The following is a 19,259-nucleotide window of genomic DNA, read 5'->3' as shown; positions in this document are numbered from 1 at the left end:
AACCGACGAAGAAGGTGGTCCCGCTGATCCCGGACTGCCTTCTTCGCGTTCAGTCCCTACCGGGTGCGGTGCGCTCCCACGGGCAGGCGGTCTCGAGTTGGGCGGCCAGCTTCAGCAGGGTGGCTTCACTGCCGGGCGGGCCGATCAGTTGTGCGGCGACCGGGGTGCCGGTCTTGGGGTGCATGCCCATCGGCACCGAGATGGCGGGCCAGCCGACCAGATTCCACAGCGGCGTGAACGGTGAGAAGCGCGCGCTCGCAACCACATTCGCCAGCCACGGCCGTGAATGCCAGCGCCGGGCGCGCGGCGGCGGAGTGGCCAGCGTCGGGGTGATGGCCACGTCGTAGCGCTCGAAGTAGTCCAGCAGCCGTGCCTCGATGCGGTCCACCTGCGCGGCGCGCAGCAGACCCGACTTCAAAACGGCCCGGCCGAGCGCGATATGGGTGCGGGTGCGGCGTTGCAGCAGTTCGGGATGCGGAACCACGGCCCCCTCGCGGGCGGCATTGGCCATCCAGCGCAGCCCGAGCGCGAAAGCCGCTCCCTGATAAGGCAATTCGGCGACACCGAGGGTGTGCCCGGCGGCCGAGGCGGCGGCCGCGGCCTTGTCGGCGGCGGCGATCCAGGCCTTGTCCACCCGGGTCAGCGGGTTCGGCGCGGCGGTGGCCAGGCCGATGCGCAGCGCCTTGGGCGATTCCAGGTCGGCGAGCGCGGGCCGGTCGGCGAGCACCGACAGCATCAGTGCGGCATCGGCGACAGTTGTTGCGAGCACACCGTTTTCGGTCATGCCGCCCCAGGAATCCACCCCCACCTCGGCGGGCACCAGCCCACGCCCGGGCTTCATGCCGACCACACCCGAGCAGGCGGCGGGAATGCGCACCGAGCCGAGTCCGTCATTGCCGTGCGCGATGGTCACCATGCCCGAGCCCACCGCCGCGCCCGAACCGCCGGACGAACCACCGGCGCTGTAGCGGGAATTCCAGGGACTGCGGGTAATGCGGTCGGGGGTGTCGGTGACGCCCCAGAGTCCGAACTCCGGAACCGTGGTCAGGCCGACGACAACCGCGCCGGCCGAGCGTAGTCGCCGCACGACCGGGTGATCCGCGGTCGCGGGCCGCTGCTGCCCGGCCAGCGACCCGGCGCGGGTGACCTCGCCGGCGACGTCGATATTGTTCTTCACCGCGACCGGCACCCCGGCCAGCGGCAGCACATCCAGGTTCGGGCGCTCGGCCAGCGCGCGAGCCTCGGCGCGGGCGGCGTCCACGCGAACCTCGCTGAACGCGTTGACTTTTCGGTCCTGGGCACGAATGCGGGCGAGGGCTTCGTCCACCATCTGCTCGGCCGTCACGGACCCGTTCTGGACGGCGGAGGCGATTCCGGTGGCCGTGGTCAGATCCAGTGGCGGGAGGATTTCGGGATTATCGGCATCGATATCGTCGGTGTGCGGTTCGGGAGTCGGATTCTCGTCGGCTGCTTCGGCTGATTCGTCAGTGTTCACCACTACCTCGTTCGCCGCGGTCTCGACCGCTGGCGCGGCGCCCTCTTCGTACATACTGGTGTTCCCCCGTCGCCTCGAGTTCGAAATCGGGTGATCCGGTCCTGTGCCGCAAGTTATCATTCCGGCTATTGCTCAGGGATGATGGTGGTCGGGGTGGCGGATTTTTTCGAAAGCGTGCGGACATGGCTTCAAGCTCCGAGCATCGCTCCGGCCGTCACTCGGCCGGAACGGAATTCAGCGTGGTCGCGGCCTTCACCGCCGCCTGGACCAGCGGTTCCGTCCCGCCGCTGATCGCGGATTTCCTGCCCGACGCCAGTACGCTGCGGCGGGACGCGCTGCTGGAGCTGATTCGGGTCGATATGCGCCATCGCTGGCTGCGCCGACCGGGTGTCACCGCGCCGTCGGCGCATCGGCGTAAGCGGCTTGCCGAATACTGCGCCGAATTCGCCGAACTCTCCCCGGGTGATCTGCCCGCCGGGCTGGTGTACGAGGAATTCGTGATTCGGCGGCACAGCGGTGAGCGGGTGGATCCGCGCGATTGCCTGCGCGAATATCCCGAGCAGGCCGCCGAACTGCGGGAGCTGCTCAATGCCGATGACGAGGATCAGAGCACCCGCCGCGCGGGGCTGGGCGACTCCACCCGGACCGGGCTCGAGGAGGCCACCTGGACGGAGGCCGCGACCGATCCGGACTCGACCCGGGTGCCGTCGCAGGAGTTCACCCGGGCGGCGGACATCCTGGTCGAATTCACCCGGGCCGCCGGTCCGTCCGGTGATTCCACATACGTGCGCGCGCAGGACCAACCCACCTATGCCGCAGTCGATCTCGGCGAGGATACGAATCCCGGCGGTCCCCCCGGCCTCGACTCCACCCGGGCCGGTGCTCTCGTGGACGGCGACTCCACCCGCATTCCCGATCCGGGGGAGCTCACCCGGCAGGATCCCCCGGCGCTCGCGGTCGACGGCACCCGTGCCACCGGCGGCGGGCTCAGCGCGCCCGAGACCGGCGAACTGCTCGACCGGCTCGAAATCGGCCAGCGCATAGACGATTTCGATCTGCTCACCAGCCTCGGCAGCGGCGCCTTCGCGCGGGTGTTCCTGGCCCGGCAGCGGTCCCTGCAACGCCTGGTCGCGGTGAAGGTCTCCGCCGATCACGGCACCGAACCGCAGACGCTGGCGCAGCTGGACCACGACTACATCGTGCGCGTATTCGACCAGCGATTGATCTCCGGTATCCGCACCGAGACCGGGCGGCGGCTGCGCCTGCTCTACATGCAGTTCCTGCCCGGCGGCACGCTGCTCGGCGTCCTGCGCTGGGTGCGCGCCACCCCGGCCGCCGAACGCAGCGGGCAACTGCTGCTCGACGCGGTGGACGCCGCCATGGAGGAGAAGGGTGAGATCCGGCCCACCGACTCCAGTGTGCGTGCCGAGCTCGCCGGACTCAGCTGGCCGGAAACCGTTGCCTGGCTTGGCCGTCGACTCGCCGAGGCGCTGGACTACGCGGACGGGCACGGAGTGCTGCACCGCGATGTGAAGCCCGCCAATGTCCTGCTCACCGCCGAGGCCGTGCCGAAACTGGCCGACTTCAATATCAGCTTCAGCCGCAATCTGGACGATGCCAGTCCGGTCGCCTACTTCGGCGGCTCCCTGTCGTATATGTCGCCCGAACAGCTCGAGGCGTGCCATCCGGGCCGCGCGCGGTCGGCCGCCGAACTCGACACCCGCGCCGATATCTTCTCCCTCGGTGTGGTGCTGTGGGAATTGCTCACCGGCGCAAAACCATTCGACGATTCCACCGCCGGGCCCGGCGGCCACGGGGATCGCACCACCCTGGAGGCCATGCTGGACCGGCGGCGCGACGGGGTGGAAGGGGTGGCCCTGGACCGGGTGCCCGACGACTGCCCGGCCGCACTGCGCCGGGTCCTGCTCACCTGCCTGGCCCCCGATCGCGACAATCGCTGGCGCACCGGGAACGAACTCGCCGCGCAGCTGGAGATGTGCCTGGACCACCGCGCCCGCGATCTGGTCGATCCGCCGCCGCACAGTTGGCGAATGCGGTTGCGGCCGTGGCTGATACCGATCGTGGTGCTGGCCATTGCCATACCGAATGTGCTGGCCTCGGTGTACAACATCATCCACAACGACACGCTGATCATCAGCCGCATGTCCGAAGCCTCCATGCACAGTTTCACCCTCACCACCGCGGCGGTGAACGTGCTGTTCTTCCCGCTCGGGGCGGCGCTCATCACCTACCGGTGCCGTCGGGTGATCGTGGTGCCGCGCGGACTGCGCAAGGGGAAGGACTACGACGCGGACACCCTGAGACAGGCGCGCGCGGACGTGTTGCTCGCGGGGGAGCGCATTTCGCTGATCGTCTTCACGCTGTGGCTGGTCTCGGCCGTCACCTTCCCCATCGCGCTGCGACTGGCCACCGGCGAGATACCCACCCGCGGCATGGTGCATTTCGTGGTGTCCCTGGTGGTCTGCGGGGCCATCGCGGTCGCGTACCCGTTCTTTCTGGTCACGTTCTATCTGGTGCGCTGCATCTATCCGATCTTCCTGCGGCACGGGGATATCAGCGCCGAGGACGCGGTCTGGCTGCACCGGCTCGGGCATCGCTGCACCACCTATCTGGCGGTGGCGGCCTCGATCCCGCTGCTGGCCGTGGCGGGCGTGACCTTCCTGCCGCCCGAGGACATTCCGCGCGTCATCGTCGCGGTGCGGGTGCTCAGTGTCGGCGGCATCGTGGCCTTCGTGGCCGTGTACATCATGTTCCGGGCGCTGGAAGCGGATCTGTCCGCGCTGGAGCGGGTGGTCGCGCCCGGCAGGCCCGCGCGCGACACCGGGGAGCCGGTGGGTACCGGAACGTGAGCGAGCATCCGGTCCCGGGGGTTTCGCGCTTCGCCGCCGACTGGGAAGCCACACTGCGCGGCGACCGCGGGGAACCGCCGCACCTCGATCACTACGTCCCAGACGGGGAAGATCTGCGCCTGGACGTGCTCACCGCACTGGTGCGCGTGGACACCCGGCAGCGCCGGCGGCGCGCGGGGATGGAGAAGCGAATCGCGGAGTACCGCAGCGAATTTCCGGCCGTGGTCCACAGTCCGGAGTTCGTCGATCTGGTCTGCGAGGAGTACCTGGTCCGCAGCCGCTACCACGCCCTGGACGTGGACACCTTCAGCGCCGAGTATCCGGAGGTGGCGGGCGAGATCCGCGAGCGCTTCGCCGACGGCCCCGCGCCCACCGCACCGCCCACCCTGCCCGCCGAGATCGAAACCGGCCGCCGCCTGGACGATTTCGATCTGCTCACCGATCTGGGCGGGGCGAACCACAGCCGGATGTTCCTGGCCCGCCAGCGTTCCATGCAGCGCCTGGTCGCGGTGCGGGTCGAGGCGGGCGTGGACAGCGACAGCCCCACCGTCGCTCAGCTCGACCACCACTACATCGTGCGGGTCTTCGATCAGCGGCTCATCGAGGCCGGCTCCGACGGCACATCCCTGCGCCTGCTGTACATGCAGTACCTGCCCGGCGGCAATGCCGACGGAGTGCTGCGGCTGCTGCGTGAAACGCGAAGCGCCGCAGTTGATTCCGGCAATGGGGCGAGGCCGGGCGGTGCCCTGCTGCTGCGGGCGGTCGATGCCGCCATGGAGGCGCGCGGGGAGATCCGCCCCGCGGATTCCAGTGTGCGACAGGAGATCTCCGCGCTGAGCTGGCCGGAGACGGTGGCCTGGGTGGGCCGCCGACTGGCGGTGGCGCTGGACTACGCGGAGCGGCACGGGGTGCTGCACCACGATATTCGGCCCGCGAATGTGCTGTTCACCGCCGAGGGCGTGCCCAAGCTGGCGGATTTCGCCCTGGGCGCGCTGTACTGGAACGCCGGGATTCCGGGCGCGGACGGGGCCGCGTCCGACGCGCCCGGGGAGCTGCGCTGGCGCTCGCCGGAAGCCCTTGCGGCCCGGCTGGACCCGACCGCGCCCATGCCCGACAGCCGCAGCGACATCTTCTCGCTCGGGGTACTGCTGTGGGAGATGCTCACCGGCGCGGCGCCATTCGACGATCCCGAGGCCTCGGCGGCGCCGGGGCACGAGGTGGTGACCGCCATGCTGGCCCGGCGTCGCCGGGGTGTGCCGACCGCGGCGCTGCATGCACTGCCCGCCGATACACCCGCCACGCTGCGCCGGGTCCTGCTCGAATGCCTGCACCCCGATCCGGAGCGGCGCTGGCAGAACGGCACCGAACTGGCGGGCCAACTCGATCTCTGCCTCAACGCGCGCGCCCGCGATCTGGTCGATCCGCCGCCGCGGAGCCGGCGCGCCCGGGCGCGCGGCTGGCCGGTGCCGATCGCGGCGCTGTGCGTGGGCGTGCCGAACGCCCTGGCGAGCGTCTACAACATCCGGCTCAATCAGAGTCTCATCGTGGATCGGCTCACCGCCGCCGATCAGCAGCGGTTCGGCACGGTGGCGCTGGTGAACAATGCCATCGCCTTCCCGCTGGCGGCACTGCTGCTGCTGTGGCTGGCGCGGCGGCCGCTGACCGTGTCGTACCGGCTCGCGCGCGGGCATCGCTACACGCCCGCCGAATTGGCCCGCGCCCGCGCGGACACCCTGCTGGTGGGGGAGCGGGCGGTGTGGATCCCCTTCCTGATGTGGATGATCGCGGGGGTGGCCTGGCCCTTGGCGCTGGCCGGGTCCGGTGCCCGGCTGCCACCGCAGGTGTTCGCGCATTTCTTCGCGGCCCAGATCGTCTGTGCCGCAATCGCTCTCGCGTATCCGTTCTTCCTGGTCACGGTGTTCTCGGTGCGGGTGCTGTATCCGCAACTGCTGGTGCGCGGTGCGGTGGGTCCGGCCGATCGGCGCGGGTTACAGGCGCTGGCCCGGCGCAGCAATGTGTATCTCGCGGCGGCGGCGTCGGTACCGCTGCTGGGGGCCGCGACGGCCACCTTCGTCTCGCGCGAGGATCTGGAGTTGGTGATCGTGCCGGTGCGCTGGCTGAGCGTGGGCGGGGTGCTGGCGTTCGTGCTCAGCTATTGGCTCTTCCGGCTGCTCGAGGCTGATCTGCGGGCGCTGGTGCGGGCGATTCCGTCGGGCAGGTAGCCGGCGGGCGAACTTCATCGGGCGAGGCGGCAACGATTTTCGGGTCGATTCCGTAGGGTTGGCCGCGTGAACCGCGGCAGTGTCGAGATCTCCCTGGCGGAGTTGGCGGCGCGGATTCGGCGGAGTGCGGACGGGCAGGCCGGTCGGTTCGTACTGGGTATCGCCGGACCGCCCGGGGCGGGCAAATCCACGCTCGCGCGCGGGGTGCGCGATGAACTCAATCTCGCCGCCGGCGGGCCGATCGCCGAGGTCGCGCCCATGGACGGCTTCCACCTCACCACCGCGCAACTGCTCGCCATGGGCGAGGTGGGGCGCAAGGGCGCACCCGATACCTTCGACGCCGGCGCGTACGTGGACCTGCTCCGCCGTCTGCGCGAAGCCCCACTCGGACAGTCGATCTCCTGGCCGACCTACGACCGGGAGATCCACGACCCCGTACCCGGCGGAGTCGTCTTCGGTGACCAGCGCATCGTCGTCACCGAGGGCAACTACCTGCTGCTCGAGGATTTCGGGGCCTGGTCCGAGGTACGGCCGCTGCTCGATGAGACCTGGTATCTCGACGTGCCCCGCCCGGTCATCGAACAGCGGCTGGTGCGCCGCCACATTCGCGGCGGCCGCACCCCCGAGGCCGCCAAAACCAAAGTGGCGCAGAGTGATCTGCTCAATGCCCGGCTGGTCGAGGGCACCCGCCCGCGCGCCGATCTGGTGCTGCGCAAATTCGGCCGCGCCTACCGGATCGTCTAGCGCATCCAGGCGCGGGTGCCCACCGAGACACAGGATCGCGATGCCACCTCCGCCGCGTGCGCCAGTGCCGCCGGGAAGGCTTCGCCGCGCGTGTGGAAATGACAGAACGCGCCGTGCAGGATATCGCCCGCACCCAGCGTATCGACGGCTTGCGTTGCGGGGACTGCGATTTCGCCGCGCTCACCCGGCATGGACCACACGATGGGATGCGGTCCGTCGGTGACGGCCGCCCGACCGGGACCGATAGCGTGCAGGTAGTCGAAGACGGCGGCGGGGGAGCCCGGCGGCGCCCCCGGCGGGGTGAAGGCCGCCGAACAGATGGCGATATCGATCAGCGGCAGCAATTCGGCGTGCACGGGACGCCAGCGTCCCGCGTCCAGCACCACCGGAATCCCCCGCGCCCGCGCCGCCGCCGCGATCCGCAGGGCGGGTTCGGCGTAATGCCCGTCCACCAGCACCACCGCGACGCGCTCCAGATGTTCGGCGGCGGTGCTGTCGAAGGGGGCGTGCACGCGAGAACCGTCCAGCGACACGATCGTTCGCGTGGCCGCACCGGTGGCCACGACAATGGAGGAGACCGGCGGCTGCTGTCCGCCCTCGGGCGTGAGATCGGTGATGCCGACGCCGTGCTCGGACAGATCCGCGCGGATCAGCTCCGCCAGTGGATGTTTGCCCAGCGCCGTGACCAGCCTCGGCACCCGGCCGGACAGGTGCGCGAAGGTGACCGCGGCATTGGCGGCCGGACCGCCCGCGCCCAGGAACAGCTCGTCCGCCTGGGTCTTGCTGTCCTCGGCCGGATAACGGTCCACGGCATAGGCCAGATCAAGTGTGGACAGTCCGATGAATACCGCTCCGTTGTCGTCCATCAGCCGACGATACGGCGCTACCGTGGTGGAAACGGGGAGGTAAGGCAGGCAATGGAATTGGTCAAGGGCGCGAACGCGCCGATCGGCACGGACGAGGTGGTCGTCGAGGTCAGCGCGGCGACGCCGGTCGATGTGGCGGCGCTACTGCTCACCGCCGCCGGAAAAGTCAGATCCGACAGTGATTTCATCTTCTACAACCAGCCGGTCGGCCCCGGCGTCACGGCGCAGCCGCCCAACCGGATTCGCATCGCCACCCGGCAGGTGCCCGCCGAGATCGACAAGATCGTGGTGACGGCCAGCCTGGACGGCTCCGGGCCGCCGAACTGGGGGCGCGCCGGACGACTCACCATCACCGTGGCCGACCCGAATCGGCGCATCACCCTCGCGACCTTCACACCCACCGATCTGAATACCGAGACGGCCGTGATCGGCGTGGAGATCTATCGCAGACAGGGCGTGTGGAAGGTGCGCGCGGTCGGCCAGGGGTACGCCGACGGACTCGCCGGGATCGCCACGGATTTCGGTATCACCGTGGACGACGCGCCCGCACCGCAACCGGCGTACACACCGCCGCCGGTGAACTACCCGCCGCCGACGCCGTATTACCCACCGCCGCAGCAGAATTCCTATCAGGCTCCGCCCCCGCCGCAGCCCTATGCACCGCCTCCGCCCCCGCCACCGTCGTACACGCCCCCGCCGCAGCCGCGATTCGGTGAGGCGACGGTCAGTCTGGACAAGGGCCGGGTCTCGCTGTCCAAGAACGAAACCGTCTCGCTCACCAAAACCGGCGCGCCCGCGCTCACCCGGGTGAAAATGGCGCTGGGCTGGGATCCGGCCAAGCGCGGTAGGGATATCGACCTCGACGCCTCGGTGGTGGCCTACAACCGCCAGGCCAAGGAATTGGGTAAGGTCTGGTTCGTCAAACTCTCCGCGTTCAAGGGCGCGATCAAGCATTCCGGGGACAATCTCACCGGTGCGGGCGAGGGCGATGACGAGGTGATCACCGTCGATCTCCCCGCACTACCCGCCGACGTCCACGCCCTGCTCTTCACGGTGAATTCGTACTCCGGCCAGAAATTCGACGAAATCGCCCGCGCCTTCTGCCGATTGGTGGACGACCACTCCGGCGCGGAGTTGGTGCGCTTCGAACTCTCCCGCGGTGAACGCCGCACCGGACTGTTCATGTGCATGCTGACGCGCGCGCCGCACGGCTGGAATATGACCGCGCTCGGCGAATACGGCGACGGCGCAACGGTTTCCAAGATGATCGATCCGGGAAAGCGTTTCGTATTGGCGGCCGTGCACTGAACAGCGAATCGGGTTGTAGCCGAATTGTTCTCGGCTACAACCCATTTCACTAATCGCCCGCGCGCACCCGGGACTCGTACGCCTTGCGCGCGGCGGAGTCCACATCATCGAGGAACGCGCTCTGCGCGCCCAGTGCCCGCCCGAGGGCGTCCCCGACCGCCTCCGGCAGCAAACCCACCACCTGCGCGATGATGCCCGCCACCGCGGTGACCCGGACCTTCGATTTCGGCTCCACGATCAGCCGGGCGATGGCGTCCGCGATCTCCTCCGGCTCGGCCGGGCGCAGCAGTTTGGGCGCGGTGACCCCGGACCCCAGTTCGGTTTTGGTGAGCGTCGGCAGCACCGAGGAGAACCGCACCCCGGTGCCCCGGTACTCCTCGCGCAGCGTATCGGTGAACCCGAGCACCGCGTGCTTGCTCGCGTTATAGGTGGCCAGACCGGGAATGTGCGTTTCACCGGCCAGCGACGCGATATTGATGACATGCCCGCGACCGCGCGGCAGCATCCGCGCCACCGCCAGTTTGGAGCCCAGGATCACGCCGTACACATTGATGTCCAGGATCCGGCGGGTGATCGCGTCCGGTTCATCCACCAGTCGCCCGGTGGGCATGATCCCGGCATTGTTGATGAGCACATCGATCGGCCCGAGCCGCCGCTCCACCTCATCGAGGAAGGCCGTGAACGACTCCTGATCGGTGACATCGAGTTTGCCGTACAGCTCGAAACCTCGTGCGGCGCCGGACTCTTTACAACTGGCCTCGTCGATATCGCCGATGGCGATCTTCGCGCCGAGCGCCTGCAGCGCGGTCGCGGTGGCCAGCCCGATACCGCGCGCGCCGCCGGTGATGACCACGACTTTGCCCGCGACGGAACCGAAGTCGGTCATTACTTGGTCCCCTTCACGGTGTCGAAGACCGCCTGCACGCTCAACCGGCGCAGCCCGCGCGCACCCGCGGCACGCATGGCGGCCAGCGAGAAGGCCAGCTTGGTCGGCGAATACGGGAACCACAGCAGCTCTTTGGTCTGCGTCGGCAGAATCGGCTTGGTGATGGCCTGCTGACGGCAGTACTTGCGCACGCCGTTCGCCCCACCCCAGCGCGCACCCACCCCGGACAGACCCCAGCCGCCCATCGGCAGCGCGAAGCTGAACATATTGGAGAAGACGTCGTTGATATTCACCGCGCCCGCATTGAGTTGGCGCGCAATGCGTTCCGCGCGATCCTTGTCACCGCTCCACACCGAGGCGGAGAGTCCGAAGATCGAATCATTGGCCAGCCGAACGGCTTCCGCCTCATCGGCGACCTTCATCACCGGAATGGTGGGGCCGAAGGTCTCCTCGGTCATACAGCTCATGGTGTGGTCGACATCGGCCAGCACGGTCGGCTCGAAGAGCGTGCCGACACCGGTGCGCTTACCGCCGGTGAGCAGCCGCGCGCCCGCCGCGACCGCATCCTCGACATGGCGCTGCACAATGCCCGCCTGCGCCTCGTTGGCCAGTGCGCCCATGTCGTACTTGGGCTCCCGCCCGTCGACGCCCTGGCGGACCTCCTTGACGGCGGCGGTCAGCTTCCGCAGGAACTCGTCGTAGACCGGCGCTTCGACGTAGACGCGCTCGACCGAGATGCACACCTGCCCGGCATTGAACAGACCGCCGAAGGCGATACCGTGCGCGGCGCGATCCAGATCGGCGTCCGCGAGCACAATGGCCGGATCCTTGCCGCCCAGCTCCAGGCTGTATGGAATCATCCGCTCGGTGCAGGCCGCGGCGATTTTGCGACCGGTCGGCGTGGAGCCGGTGAACTGCACATAGTCGACATGGCCGACCACGGCCGCACCCGTCGCACCCGCGCCGGTGACGATATCCAGCACCGGCGGCGCGCCGATCTCCCGCCAGCCGCGCACCAGCGCGACCGCCGAAAGCGGTGTCACCTCGGAGGGTTTCAGGATGACCGCCGCGCCCGCGGCCAGCGCCGGAATCACATCGATGACCGGCATAGCCAGCGGGAAGTTCCACGGCGTGATGACACCGACCACCGGATACGGCCGGAACACCCGGGTCAGCGACTTCACCCGCGCCAGCGGGCTGTGCGGTGACGGATGCTCATCGGCCAGGAATTTCCCGGCCCGGCGCGCGTAATACCCGGTCAGGTCGATGGAGAAGGCCGGATCGATGAGCGCGTCGATCCGCGCTTTACCGGTCTCGGACTGCAAAATGTCGGCGAGCTCATCGGTATTGTCGACCAGCCAGTCCTGGAGTTTGAGCAGCCATTCCTTACGACCGTCCGGGCCGATGGCCTCCCACTCGGGCTGATGCAGGCGCAATTCGGCGACCTTGCCCGCCACCGTCGCGGCCGAATCGATCGGCACCGTGCCCGCGAGCTCACCGGTGGCGGGATTGCGCACCTCGATCTCGGTCGGTTCCGGCTGTGCGGCAACCGGTTCCGGCTCGACCGCGGGTTTCGGCGCCGCCTTCTTGGCCGTGCCATTGGCGGCGGCCTTACGAGGTGCGGTTTTGCGGGCGGGACCCGCGGCGGGTTCGGTATTGGTCACGATGTGCTCTCCCACGTGCGCTGCATTGCGAACCGGTTCGGCTCAGAGCTGTGTGCCACAGCTCACTGAACTATGATCGTGACACAATTTAGCCGGGACATTCTTGGCACATAGGCTCAAGGATTCCGAATGGTTTTGTACTTTGGAACCAAATCTGGAGGTCCGCCCATGCCCATTATCGAGACCGATCCGGTCACCCGGCAATGGATCGCCGATTTCGTCGCCGAGAACCTGCGCCCGGAAACCCTGGAGCAGATCCTCACCCGCCTCGACAGCGCCGTCATCGCCCGCATCCCCGAACTCCGCGACCGGGATATGCGCCGCGATCTCCGCGCCAGCACCCGCGCGCACGCCTTCGAGGTGCTCAGCGGCCTCACCCAGGACCGCTTCGACTATCCGGTCCCCGAACAGGCGCACGCCTTCGCCCGCACCATCGCCCGCCGCGGCCACGATATCCGGCTGCTGCTGCGCGTCTACCACGTCGGCCAGGAGGCGCTGCTCGACTACATGACCGAGATCGTCGGTCAGGGACAGCTGCCCCGCGATATCGAAAGATCGGTGCTGCTAAGGCTTTTCGACCGCTCCACACGCTGGATCAGCACCTCGGTGGAAGCGCTCACCGACACCTATATGCAGGAACGCGAGAGCGGCCTGCGCGCGGCCATCAACCAGCGCGCCGAAATCGTGCGCACGCTGCTCGACGGCGGCGACCTCGATCCCGAACAGGCCTCCGCCCGACTCGGCTACCGGCTCGCGCAGCGCCACCTCGCCCTCGTGCTCTGGACCGATGAGGACCGCGCTCCCGCCCCCACCGGGGGCGCCGACGACAGCACCGGACTGCTCGACCGCATCGCCGCCCGCTGTGCGAACGCCCTGGGCAACGGCAGTGTGCTGACCGTCCCCGCCGGGGCGGCGGCGCTGTGGGCGTGGATCGGCCTGGACGATGAACTCCCGGATCCCGCGCGGGCCCTGTGGCCGGTCGAGGAGACCGTGCGGGTGGCCGCCGGAATACCCGCGGCCCAGGTCGCCGGATTCCGCGGCGGACACCGCGAGGCCCTCGCCGCCCGGCAGGTCGCCGAACGCGCGCGGCCCGCCCTCGGAGCCGTCGTGCACTATCGCGAAGTCGAGGTGGCCTATTTGGCCGGAGCCGACGAGATCGCGATGCGGGCGCTCATCGATCGGGAATTGGGCGCGCTCGCGGCGTCCGGCGCGCACTCCACACGCCTGCGGGAAACCCTGCATGCCTATCTGCGCGCCCGCCGCAGTCCGGACGCGGCGGCGAAAAGCCTTGGCGTACACAAGAACACCGTGCGCTATCGCATTCAGCGCATAGAGGAACTACTCGGGCACTCCATCGACCGGCCCGGCCCGCGCCTGGAACTGGCACTGGATTGCGCGGCCGTATACGGGGTGCGCGCCTAGCTCGCGCCCTCGTCGACCGCCGCCTCACGCGCGGCGATCCGCCGCAACGGCGGTTCGGTCGGCGGCGGCACCTGGCGATCGGGCAGCTCCGCGAGCAGTTGTGTGGTGGCGGCCGCGATGGCCTCCACCGCCTTGTCCACCGCCGGTTTCGTGGCCGTGGTCAAACCCGAGACGCCGCTGACCTTGCGTACGAATTGCTGCGCGGCCGCGTAGATTTCCTGATCCGTCGCGGGGGGCTCCAGCCCGCGCAGGATGGTGATATTTCTACACATGCCCGAGAGAGTAGTGCCGTATCCACCTCCGTGACAGGTGAAGAAAACCGGGCCCGTTCGGAGCCGGGGCGAACCCGCCGGAGCGAAGCGGGAGCAAATGAAACTGCGATGAGACAGAATCGAGGTATGCCAGCCCGCGACGTGCCCACGTTGACGACCTTCCCCTACCCGGAGCTCGACCAGCGCGAGGACGACCACTGGTCCGGCGCACAGGTCGCCGACGACGAACTCCGCGCCCTGTCGCTGGGGGGTTTCTACTCCGCCCGGTGGGATGCCTTCCACGATGCCCTGCTGCTCGGACCCGAGCGCGAGCATCCACTCGGCGATCGCCGCGAACTCGCCATCGACACCTTGACCGGAGCCTGGGGGATCACCGACGGCACCGAGGCCATGGCATCCATGGAGCAACTGCTCGAGGGCATGCACTCACCGCTCTACGCGCTGGTGCATCCGCTCGTCATGGCGGGGATCAACTCACCCGAACGCGACCGCTTCGGCGAACGCGCCGACCGGCATCGCGCCTTCCTGCGTCAGGTCGGCTCGTTCCGCGGTATGGAGAATCCCGAAGCCCTGGTGCGCGACTACGACATCTGGTCCCAGGCCATCAAACTCGGCCTCACCGAACATCTGGTGCGCCCGTTGCCCACCGATATCCAGGCGTGGGATCTGGCGCGCGTGGTCGCGGTCAGCCGGATGGCCTATACCGCCGGGTATCTGGAGGCCGACGTCGCCTGGGGCTATCTCATGCGCGCACTGCCGCTGGCCCAGCGCAAATACCGCAATTGGCGGCAATTCGGCGATGCCTACCTGGCGGGCTGGACCTACTGGCAGGCGTGTGAGGATCTCGCCGAACTCAAGTCCGGCGGAGTGGATCGGCGCATGGAACTGCTACGCCTGTGGATGCGCCCGACCAGTCCGTGGCGGCGCATCGAACTTCAGCCGGAGGAGCAGCCCGAAGCGCCGGAGGAGTAGAAACAACTCTGACCCGCCCTGCGGCGGGTCAGAAACCCCTGCCGCGCAGGGGGTTTGGGGCCTCAGCCCCGGAGATTCTCGCGTGTGCCCGTCAATCGGGCAGTGAGCGCAGAATGCCGCGGCCGTAACGCTGGAATTGGGCGTCGTCCACCATGGCCAGGGAATGCCGTTCCACCAGCAATTCCCATTCCGAGTAGAGCTTGTGCACGCCCGGATCGGCGGGACCGGCCGCACCGTCGGCGGATTCCCGTTGAATCGCGAAATTCAATGCGCCGGTGACCCTCTCGGTATCGGCGCGATCGGTCCCGGTGAAATGCCAGGACAGATTCCCGTCGTTCACCTCGACCCCGTATTCACCCGGCGCGCCGCCGGAGTCCGCGGAATCGTCGGTGGCGCGCGCCCACAGCAGCGCGGCGATGGGTAGCTCATGCGCGAAACGCTTACTCGTGCCGAGCGAGACGAAGATCAGCCGTTTGGTGCTGATCGCGAGCAGTCCGGCCCCTTTCGCGGCGGGCGGCTGCGCGTTGACGAGCGCGGATTCGAGCACGTACTCGTCGGCGGTGACATAGCGGTGCAGCGCCGCGATGGCGGGCTTGGCATCACGCTTGGGGGCCATCCGGCGCACCGCGCGATCCACATCGGCGCGGGTCGGCCCGGAGCGACCCCAGGACGGGGCGGGCGGGGTGAGGTCGGGCGCGGCCACATCCAGGCGCTGGGTGCCCAGGATCTGATTGTTGATCCGCTCCACGATGACGGTGGCGGCGGGCACATCGTGTTCGGCGATGAGCACCGGCAAGGGCGTGCGGTCGGCGGGCACGCCGGTGAGCACGGGGGTGGGATAGCGCAGGTAGATCTCGATCACAACGGCGTCATCCGCGCGCCGGTTCAACCGCACCTTGAGGAGTTCGGCGACCGGTACGTCGAGCACGCGCTCGCCGTCCGTTCCCGGCCGCAGCACCGTCAGTCGCCCGTTGCCGTGCCGCACAATCGCTGTGGGTGTCCGTAGCTCGACTATGTCCATACCCCCTGCGCTCTGTTGTGTCGTCGCTTACGACGGGACGACCATGCCATCATTGTGACCACTCGGTCCGACACCAACGGGTAGATCATCCCGACGTGTTGCCGCAGATGATCGGGGAACCACCCGCGTTCTTCAGTCGTTCAGCTGTTGAACCGCATTAGCTGCCGAACTGCGCGATGTAACGACTCGACCCTACGGGGTAACGTGGCATGTCCGCATCCGTTCGCCGGAACGGGCGCGCCACAAAGCATCGCAGGCAAACCGGATACACCCCCCGGAAAGGACTGGCCGCCGGCCGACGCTCTATGAACCGCAAGACTGTGTTCCGCAACCTGGCCATAGTCGCGGGCTTTCTGCTCGTGATCTATCTGGTCAGCATCTTCAGTGATGACACGCGCGGCTGGCAGAAGGTCGACACGTCGGTGGCGCTCTCCCAGCTGCAAAACAAAGACAATGTCGACAACGTTCAGATCGACGACAAAGAACAGCAGCTGCGCATCACGCTGAAGAACGGCAATGAAGCGACCGACAGCTCGAAGAAGATCATCGCCAAATACCCCGGTGGCGGCGAGATCTCCCAGCAGGTGTTCCAGGCCGCGCAGAATTCCGGCGCGAAGGTCAACACCTCGGTGAAACAGGATTCCTGGCTGAGCCAGATCCTGCTCTTCATGCTGCCCATGGTGATTCTGCTGGGCCTGTTCATCTTCGTGATGTCGCGCATGCAGGGCGGCGGCCGCGGCGGCATGATGGGCTTCGGCAAGTCCAAGGCCAAACAGCTGTCGAAGGATATGCCCAAGACCACCTTCGCCGATGTGGCGGGCGCGGACGAGGCCGTCGAAGAGCTGTACGAGATCAAGGACTTCCTGCAGAACCCGGCCCGCTATCAGGCCCTGGGCGCGAAGATTCCCAAGGGCGTACTGCTGTACGGCCCGCCCGGTACCGGTAAGACGCTGCTGGCTCGCGCGGTCGCGGGCGAGGCGGGCGTTCCGTTCTTCACCATCTCCGGTTCGGACTTCGTCGAGATGTTCGTCGGCGTCGGCGCCTCGCGCGTGCGTGACCTGTTCGATCAGGCCAAGCAGAACAGCCCCTGCATTATCTTCGTCGACGAGATCGACGCGGTCGGCCGCCAGCGCGGCGCGGGCCTCGGCGGTGGCCACGACGAGCGTGAGCAGACGCTGAACCAGTTGCTGGTGGAGATGGACGGCTTCGGTGAGCGCACCGGAGTCATCATCATCGCGGCCACCAACCGCCCGGACATCCTGGATCCGGCGCTGCTGCGCCCGGGCCGTTTCGACCGGCAGATCCCGGTGAGCAATCCGGACCTGGCGGGCCGGCGCGAGATCCTGCGCGTGCATTCGCAGGGCAAGCCGATCGCCACCGATGCCGACCTCGAGGGTCTGGCCAAGCGCACCGTCGGCATGTCCGGTGCGGACCTGGCCAATGTCATCAACGAGGCCGCCCTGCTCACCGCGCGCGAACACGGCAATGTGATCACCGGTGCGTCCCTGGAGGAATCGGTCGATCGCGTGATCGGCGGCCCGCGTCGCAAATCCCGCATCATCAGCGAGCACGAGAAGAAGATCACCGCCTACCACGAGGCCGGGCACACCCTGGCCGCCTGGGCGATGCCCGATATCGAGCCGGTCTACAAGGTCACCATCCTGGCCCGCGGCCGCACCGGCGGTCACGCCATGACCGTGCCCGAGGACGACAAGGGCCTGATGACCCGCTCGGAGATGATCGCCCGCCTGGTGATGGCCATGGGCGGCCGCGCGGCCGAGGAACTGGTGTTCCACGAGCCGACCACCGGCGCCTCCTCGGATATCGATCAGGCCACCAAGATCGCCCGTGCCATGGTCACCGAATACGGTATGAGCGCCCGCCTGGGCGCGGTCCGCTACGGCCAGGAGCAGGGCGACCCGTTCCTGGGTCGCTCGATGGGCACCGCCTCGGATTATTCGCACGAGGTCGCCCGCGAGATCGACGAGGAGGTGCGCAACCTCATCGAGGCCGCGCACACCGAGGCGTGGGCCGTGCTCAACGACTACCGCGATGAGCTGGACGCCCTGGCGACCGCCCTGCTCGAGCGCGAGACCCTGCATCGCAAGGATCTCGAGGTCGTGCTCGCCACCATCGAAAAGCGGCCGCGCATTACGGCTTTCAATGATTTCGGTGGTCGCACCCCGTCCGATCGCCCACCGGTGAAGACCCCGCGCGAACTGGCCACCGAGCGGGGCGAGCCGTGGCCGCAGGAGCCGGTGCGCCCGGTGGTCCCCGTCGGACAGCCCGCCAACGGCTTTCCCGCGGACCCGGCCTACCAGGGTGGACAACCGCAGTACGGCGGCTACCCGGCACCGCCCGCCCCGGCCGGTTATCCGATGCCGAATACCGGTAGCTACCCCCGGCAGGGCGGTACGCACGGTTCGCGTCCGGATTACGGCGCTCCGGCGGGTTGGTCCGCACCGGGCTGGCCGCCGCAGGAGGACGAGCAGCAGCCGCAGCAGCCGCGTCAGGCCTACGGGGGCTGGGCGCCCGCGGGGGGACAGCGCTACCAGCCGGGTCAGGGCCAGCCGGGATATCCGCAGCCCGGCTACCCGCAGCCGGACTATCAGGCTCCGCAGTCCCCGGGCAACCAGCCCGCCGGGAATGAGGGCGATGACAACAACGGTTGGGACGGACCGAACGGTCGTCGCTGACCGGGACCCGGATACGCTCATCAGGTTCGTGGTCCCGCTCCGGCGGGGCCGCGGGCGAGCGCCGTTGTAGACGGCGCGCCAGCACACAGTTCGCGACTCCGCTCGGGCCGGGTTCGACCCGAGGGCGGACACGGGCCGGTTCAGCCGGCGGCCGCGGACCTGCCGTCCCTCGCGGGTGCGGCATATCAACACAGGAGGTGTCGATTGTCGGCCAACAACCGTGTCGTCTCCGGCCCGATCGCGCTCGGCACCGGACGGCCGTTCGATCAGGAGCGAGCCGAGGCGGCCGTTCGCGAATTGTTGCTCGCGGTCGGTGAGGATCCGGACCGTCCCGGTCTCGCCGATACCCCGGCGCGCGTCGCCCGGGCGTACCGGGAAATGTTCGCCGGGCTGTACACCGAGCCGGAGCAGGTGCTCAACACCACCTTCGACGAGGGGCATCAGGAACTGGTGCTGGTCCGCGACATCCCGATGTACTCCACCTGTGAACACCATCTGGTGGCATTCCACGGCATCGCGCACGTGGGCTACATTCCGGGCCCGCACGGCCGGGTGACCGGCCTGTCGAAACTGGCGCGGCTGGTGGACCTCTATGCCAAGCGCCCGCAGGTGCAGGAGCGCCTCACCAGTCAGATCGCCGACGCGCTGATGAGCAAGCTGGATCCGCGCGGCGCGATCGTGGTGGTCGAGGCCGAACACCTGTGCATGGCCATGCGCGGGATTCGCAAGCCCGGCGCCAGCACCACCACCTCGGCCGTGCGCGGCCTCTTGCAGACCAACGCCGCCTCGCGCTCCGAGGCCCTGGACCTCATCCTGCGGAA

The 19,259-nt window shown here is 68.5% G+C and carries 14 protein-coding genes; 8 read left to right on the top strand and 6 right to left on the bottom strand.

From position 1 onward, the window contains the following. Positions 1-49: 49 nt before the first annotated feature. On the bottom strand, positions 50-1,429 hold the full coding sequence (locus NA10_RS28630) for an amidase (protein ID WP_373862441.1): 1,380 nt from the start codon (positions 1,427-1,429) through the stop codon (positions 50-52). Positions 1,430-2,280: 851 nt separating this feature from the next. Between NA10_RS28630 and NA10_RS28625 the strand changes: the two genes are divergently transcribed. The 3 genes from NA10_RS28625 (at position 2,281) to NA10_RS28615 (ending at position 7,331) form a co-directional block, all read left to right on the top strand. Continuing rightward, positions 2,281-4,365 carry a serine/threonine-protein kinase gene (locus tag NA10_RS28625; RefSeq protein ID WP_444980065.1) on the top strand — a complete coding sequence of 695 codons (2,085 nt, stop codon included), beginning with the start codon at positions 2,281-2,283 and terminating at the stop codon, positions 4,363-4,365. After that, complete coding sequence (locus tag NA10_RS28620) at positions 4,362-6,587, top strand: serine/threonine protein kinase (RefSeq protein WP_067573476.1); 2,226 nt, start codon at positions 4,362-4,364, stop codon at positions 6,585-6,587. The genes NA10_RS28625 and NA10_RS28620 overlap by 4 nt, the downstream gene beginning before the upstream one ends. A 66-nt stretch (positions 6,588-6,653) precedes the next feature. After that, positions 6,654-7,331, top strand: a complete 678-nt coding sequence (locus NA10_RS28615) for a nucleoside/nucleotide kinase family protein (protein WP_218021604.1) — start codon at positions 6,654-6,656, stop codon at positions 7,329-7,331. Here the strand turns inward: NA10_RS28615 and NA10_RS28610 are convergent. Then, on the bottom strand, positions 7,328-8,197 hold the full coding sequence (locus NA10_RS28610; protein WP_067573473.1) for a PfkB family carbohydrate kinase: 870 nt from the start codon (positions 8,195-8,197) through the stop codon (positions 7,328-7,330). The two genes, NA10_RS28615 and NA10_RS28610, sit on opposite strands and share 4 nt — an antisense overlap. A gap of 51 nt (positions 8,198-8,248) precedes the next feature. On the opposite strand from NA10_RS28610, the gene NA10_RS28605 reads away from it, so the two are divergent. Further along, positions 8,249-9,505, top strand: coding sequence for a TerD family protein (locus NA10_RS28605; RefSeq protein ID WP_067573471.1), 1,257 nt, complete (start codon positions 8,249-8,251; stop codon positions 9,503-9,505). Between the two features lie 49 nt (positions 9,506-9,554). Here NA10_RS28605 and NA10_RS28600 read toward each other — a convergent pair whose 3' ends face one another. After that, the gene (locus NA10_RS28600; RefSeq protein ID WP_067573469.1) at positions 9,555-10,391 is read right to left on the bottom strand and encodes an SDR family oxidoreductase; all 837 of its coding nucleotides are present in this window, start codon (positions 10,389-10,391) and stop codon (positions 9,555-9,557) included. After that, on the bottom strand, positions 10,391-12,055 hold the full coding sequence (locus NA10_RS28595; RefSeq protein ID WP_084515366.1) for an aldehyde dehydrogenase family protein: 1,665 nt from the start codon (positions 12,053-12,055) through the stop codon (positions 10,391-10,393). The genes NA10_RS28600 and NA10_RS28595 overlap by 1 nt, the downstream gene beginning before the upstream one ends. 168 nt (positions 12,056-12,223) lie before the next feature. On the opposite strand from NA10_RS28595, the gene NA10_RS28590 reads away from it, so the two are divergent. After that, on the top strand, positions 12,224-13,477 hold the full coding sequence (locus tag NA10_RS28590; RefSeq protein WP_067573467.1) for a PucR family transcriptional regulator: 1,254 nt from the start codon (positions 12,224-12,226) through the stop codon (positions 13,475-13,477). Here the strand turns inward: NA10_RS28590 and NA10_RS28585 are convergent. Continuing rightward, positions 13,474-13,749 (bottom strand): DUF2277 domain-containing protein, encoded by a 276-nt coding sequence (locus tag NA10_RS28585; protein ID WP_067573465.1) that lies wholly within the window; start codon positions 13,747-13,749, stop codon positions 13,474-13,476. The genes NA10_RS28590 and NA10_RS28585 overlap by 4 nt on opposite strands. A 126-nt stretch (positions 13,750-13,875) precedes the next feature. Between NA10_RS28585 and NA10_RS28580 the strand changes: the two genes are divergently transcribed. Then, positions 13,876-14,721: a DUF1266 domain-containing protein gene (locus NA10_RS28580; RefSeq protein WP_067573463.1), complete on the top strand. Its 846-nt coding sequence runs from the start codon at positions 13,876-13,878 to the stop codon at positions 14,719-14,721. Between the two features lie 91 nt (positions 14,722-14,812). On the opposite strand, the gene NA10_RS28575 is transcribed toward NA10_RS28580, so the two are convergent. Further along, positions 14,813-15,742, bottom strand: coding sequence for a hypothetical protein (locus tag NA10_RS28575; protein ID WP_067573461.1), 930 nt, complete (start codon positions 15,740-15,742; stop codon positions 14,813-14,815). 305 nt (positions 15,743-16,047) lie between these two features. On the opposite strand from NA10_RS28575, the gene ftsH reads away from it, so the two are divergent. Beyond that, positions 16,048-18,438 (top strand): ATP-dependent zinc metalloprotease FtsH, encoded by a 2,391-nt coding sequence (ftsH, locus tag NA10_RS28570; protein WP_067573459.1) that lies wholly within the window; start codon positions 16,048-16,050, stop codon positions 18,436-18,438. Positions 18,439-18,642: 204 nt separating this feature from the next. Beyond that, positions 18,643-19,259 (top strand): GTP cyclohydrolase I FolE (folE, locus tag NA10_RS28565; protein WP_067573456.1); only part of this gene is annotated, 617 nt, incomplete at its 3' end.

This window comes from Nocardia acidivorans NBRC 108247 (assembly GCF_001625085.1).
Classification (GTDB): domain Bacteria; phylum Actinomycetota; class Actinomycetes; order Mycobacteriales; family Mycobacteriaceae; genus Nocardia; species Nocardia acidivorans.
The sequence above is the reverse complement of the archived record's forward strand: the minus strand, read 5'-3'. Positions and strand labels throughout refer to the sequence as shown.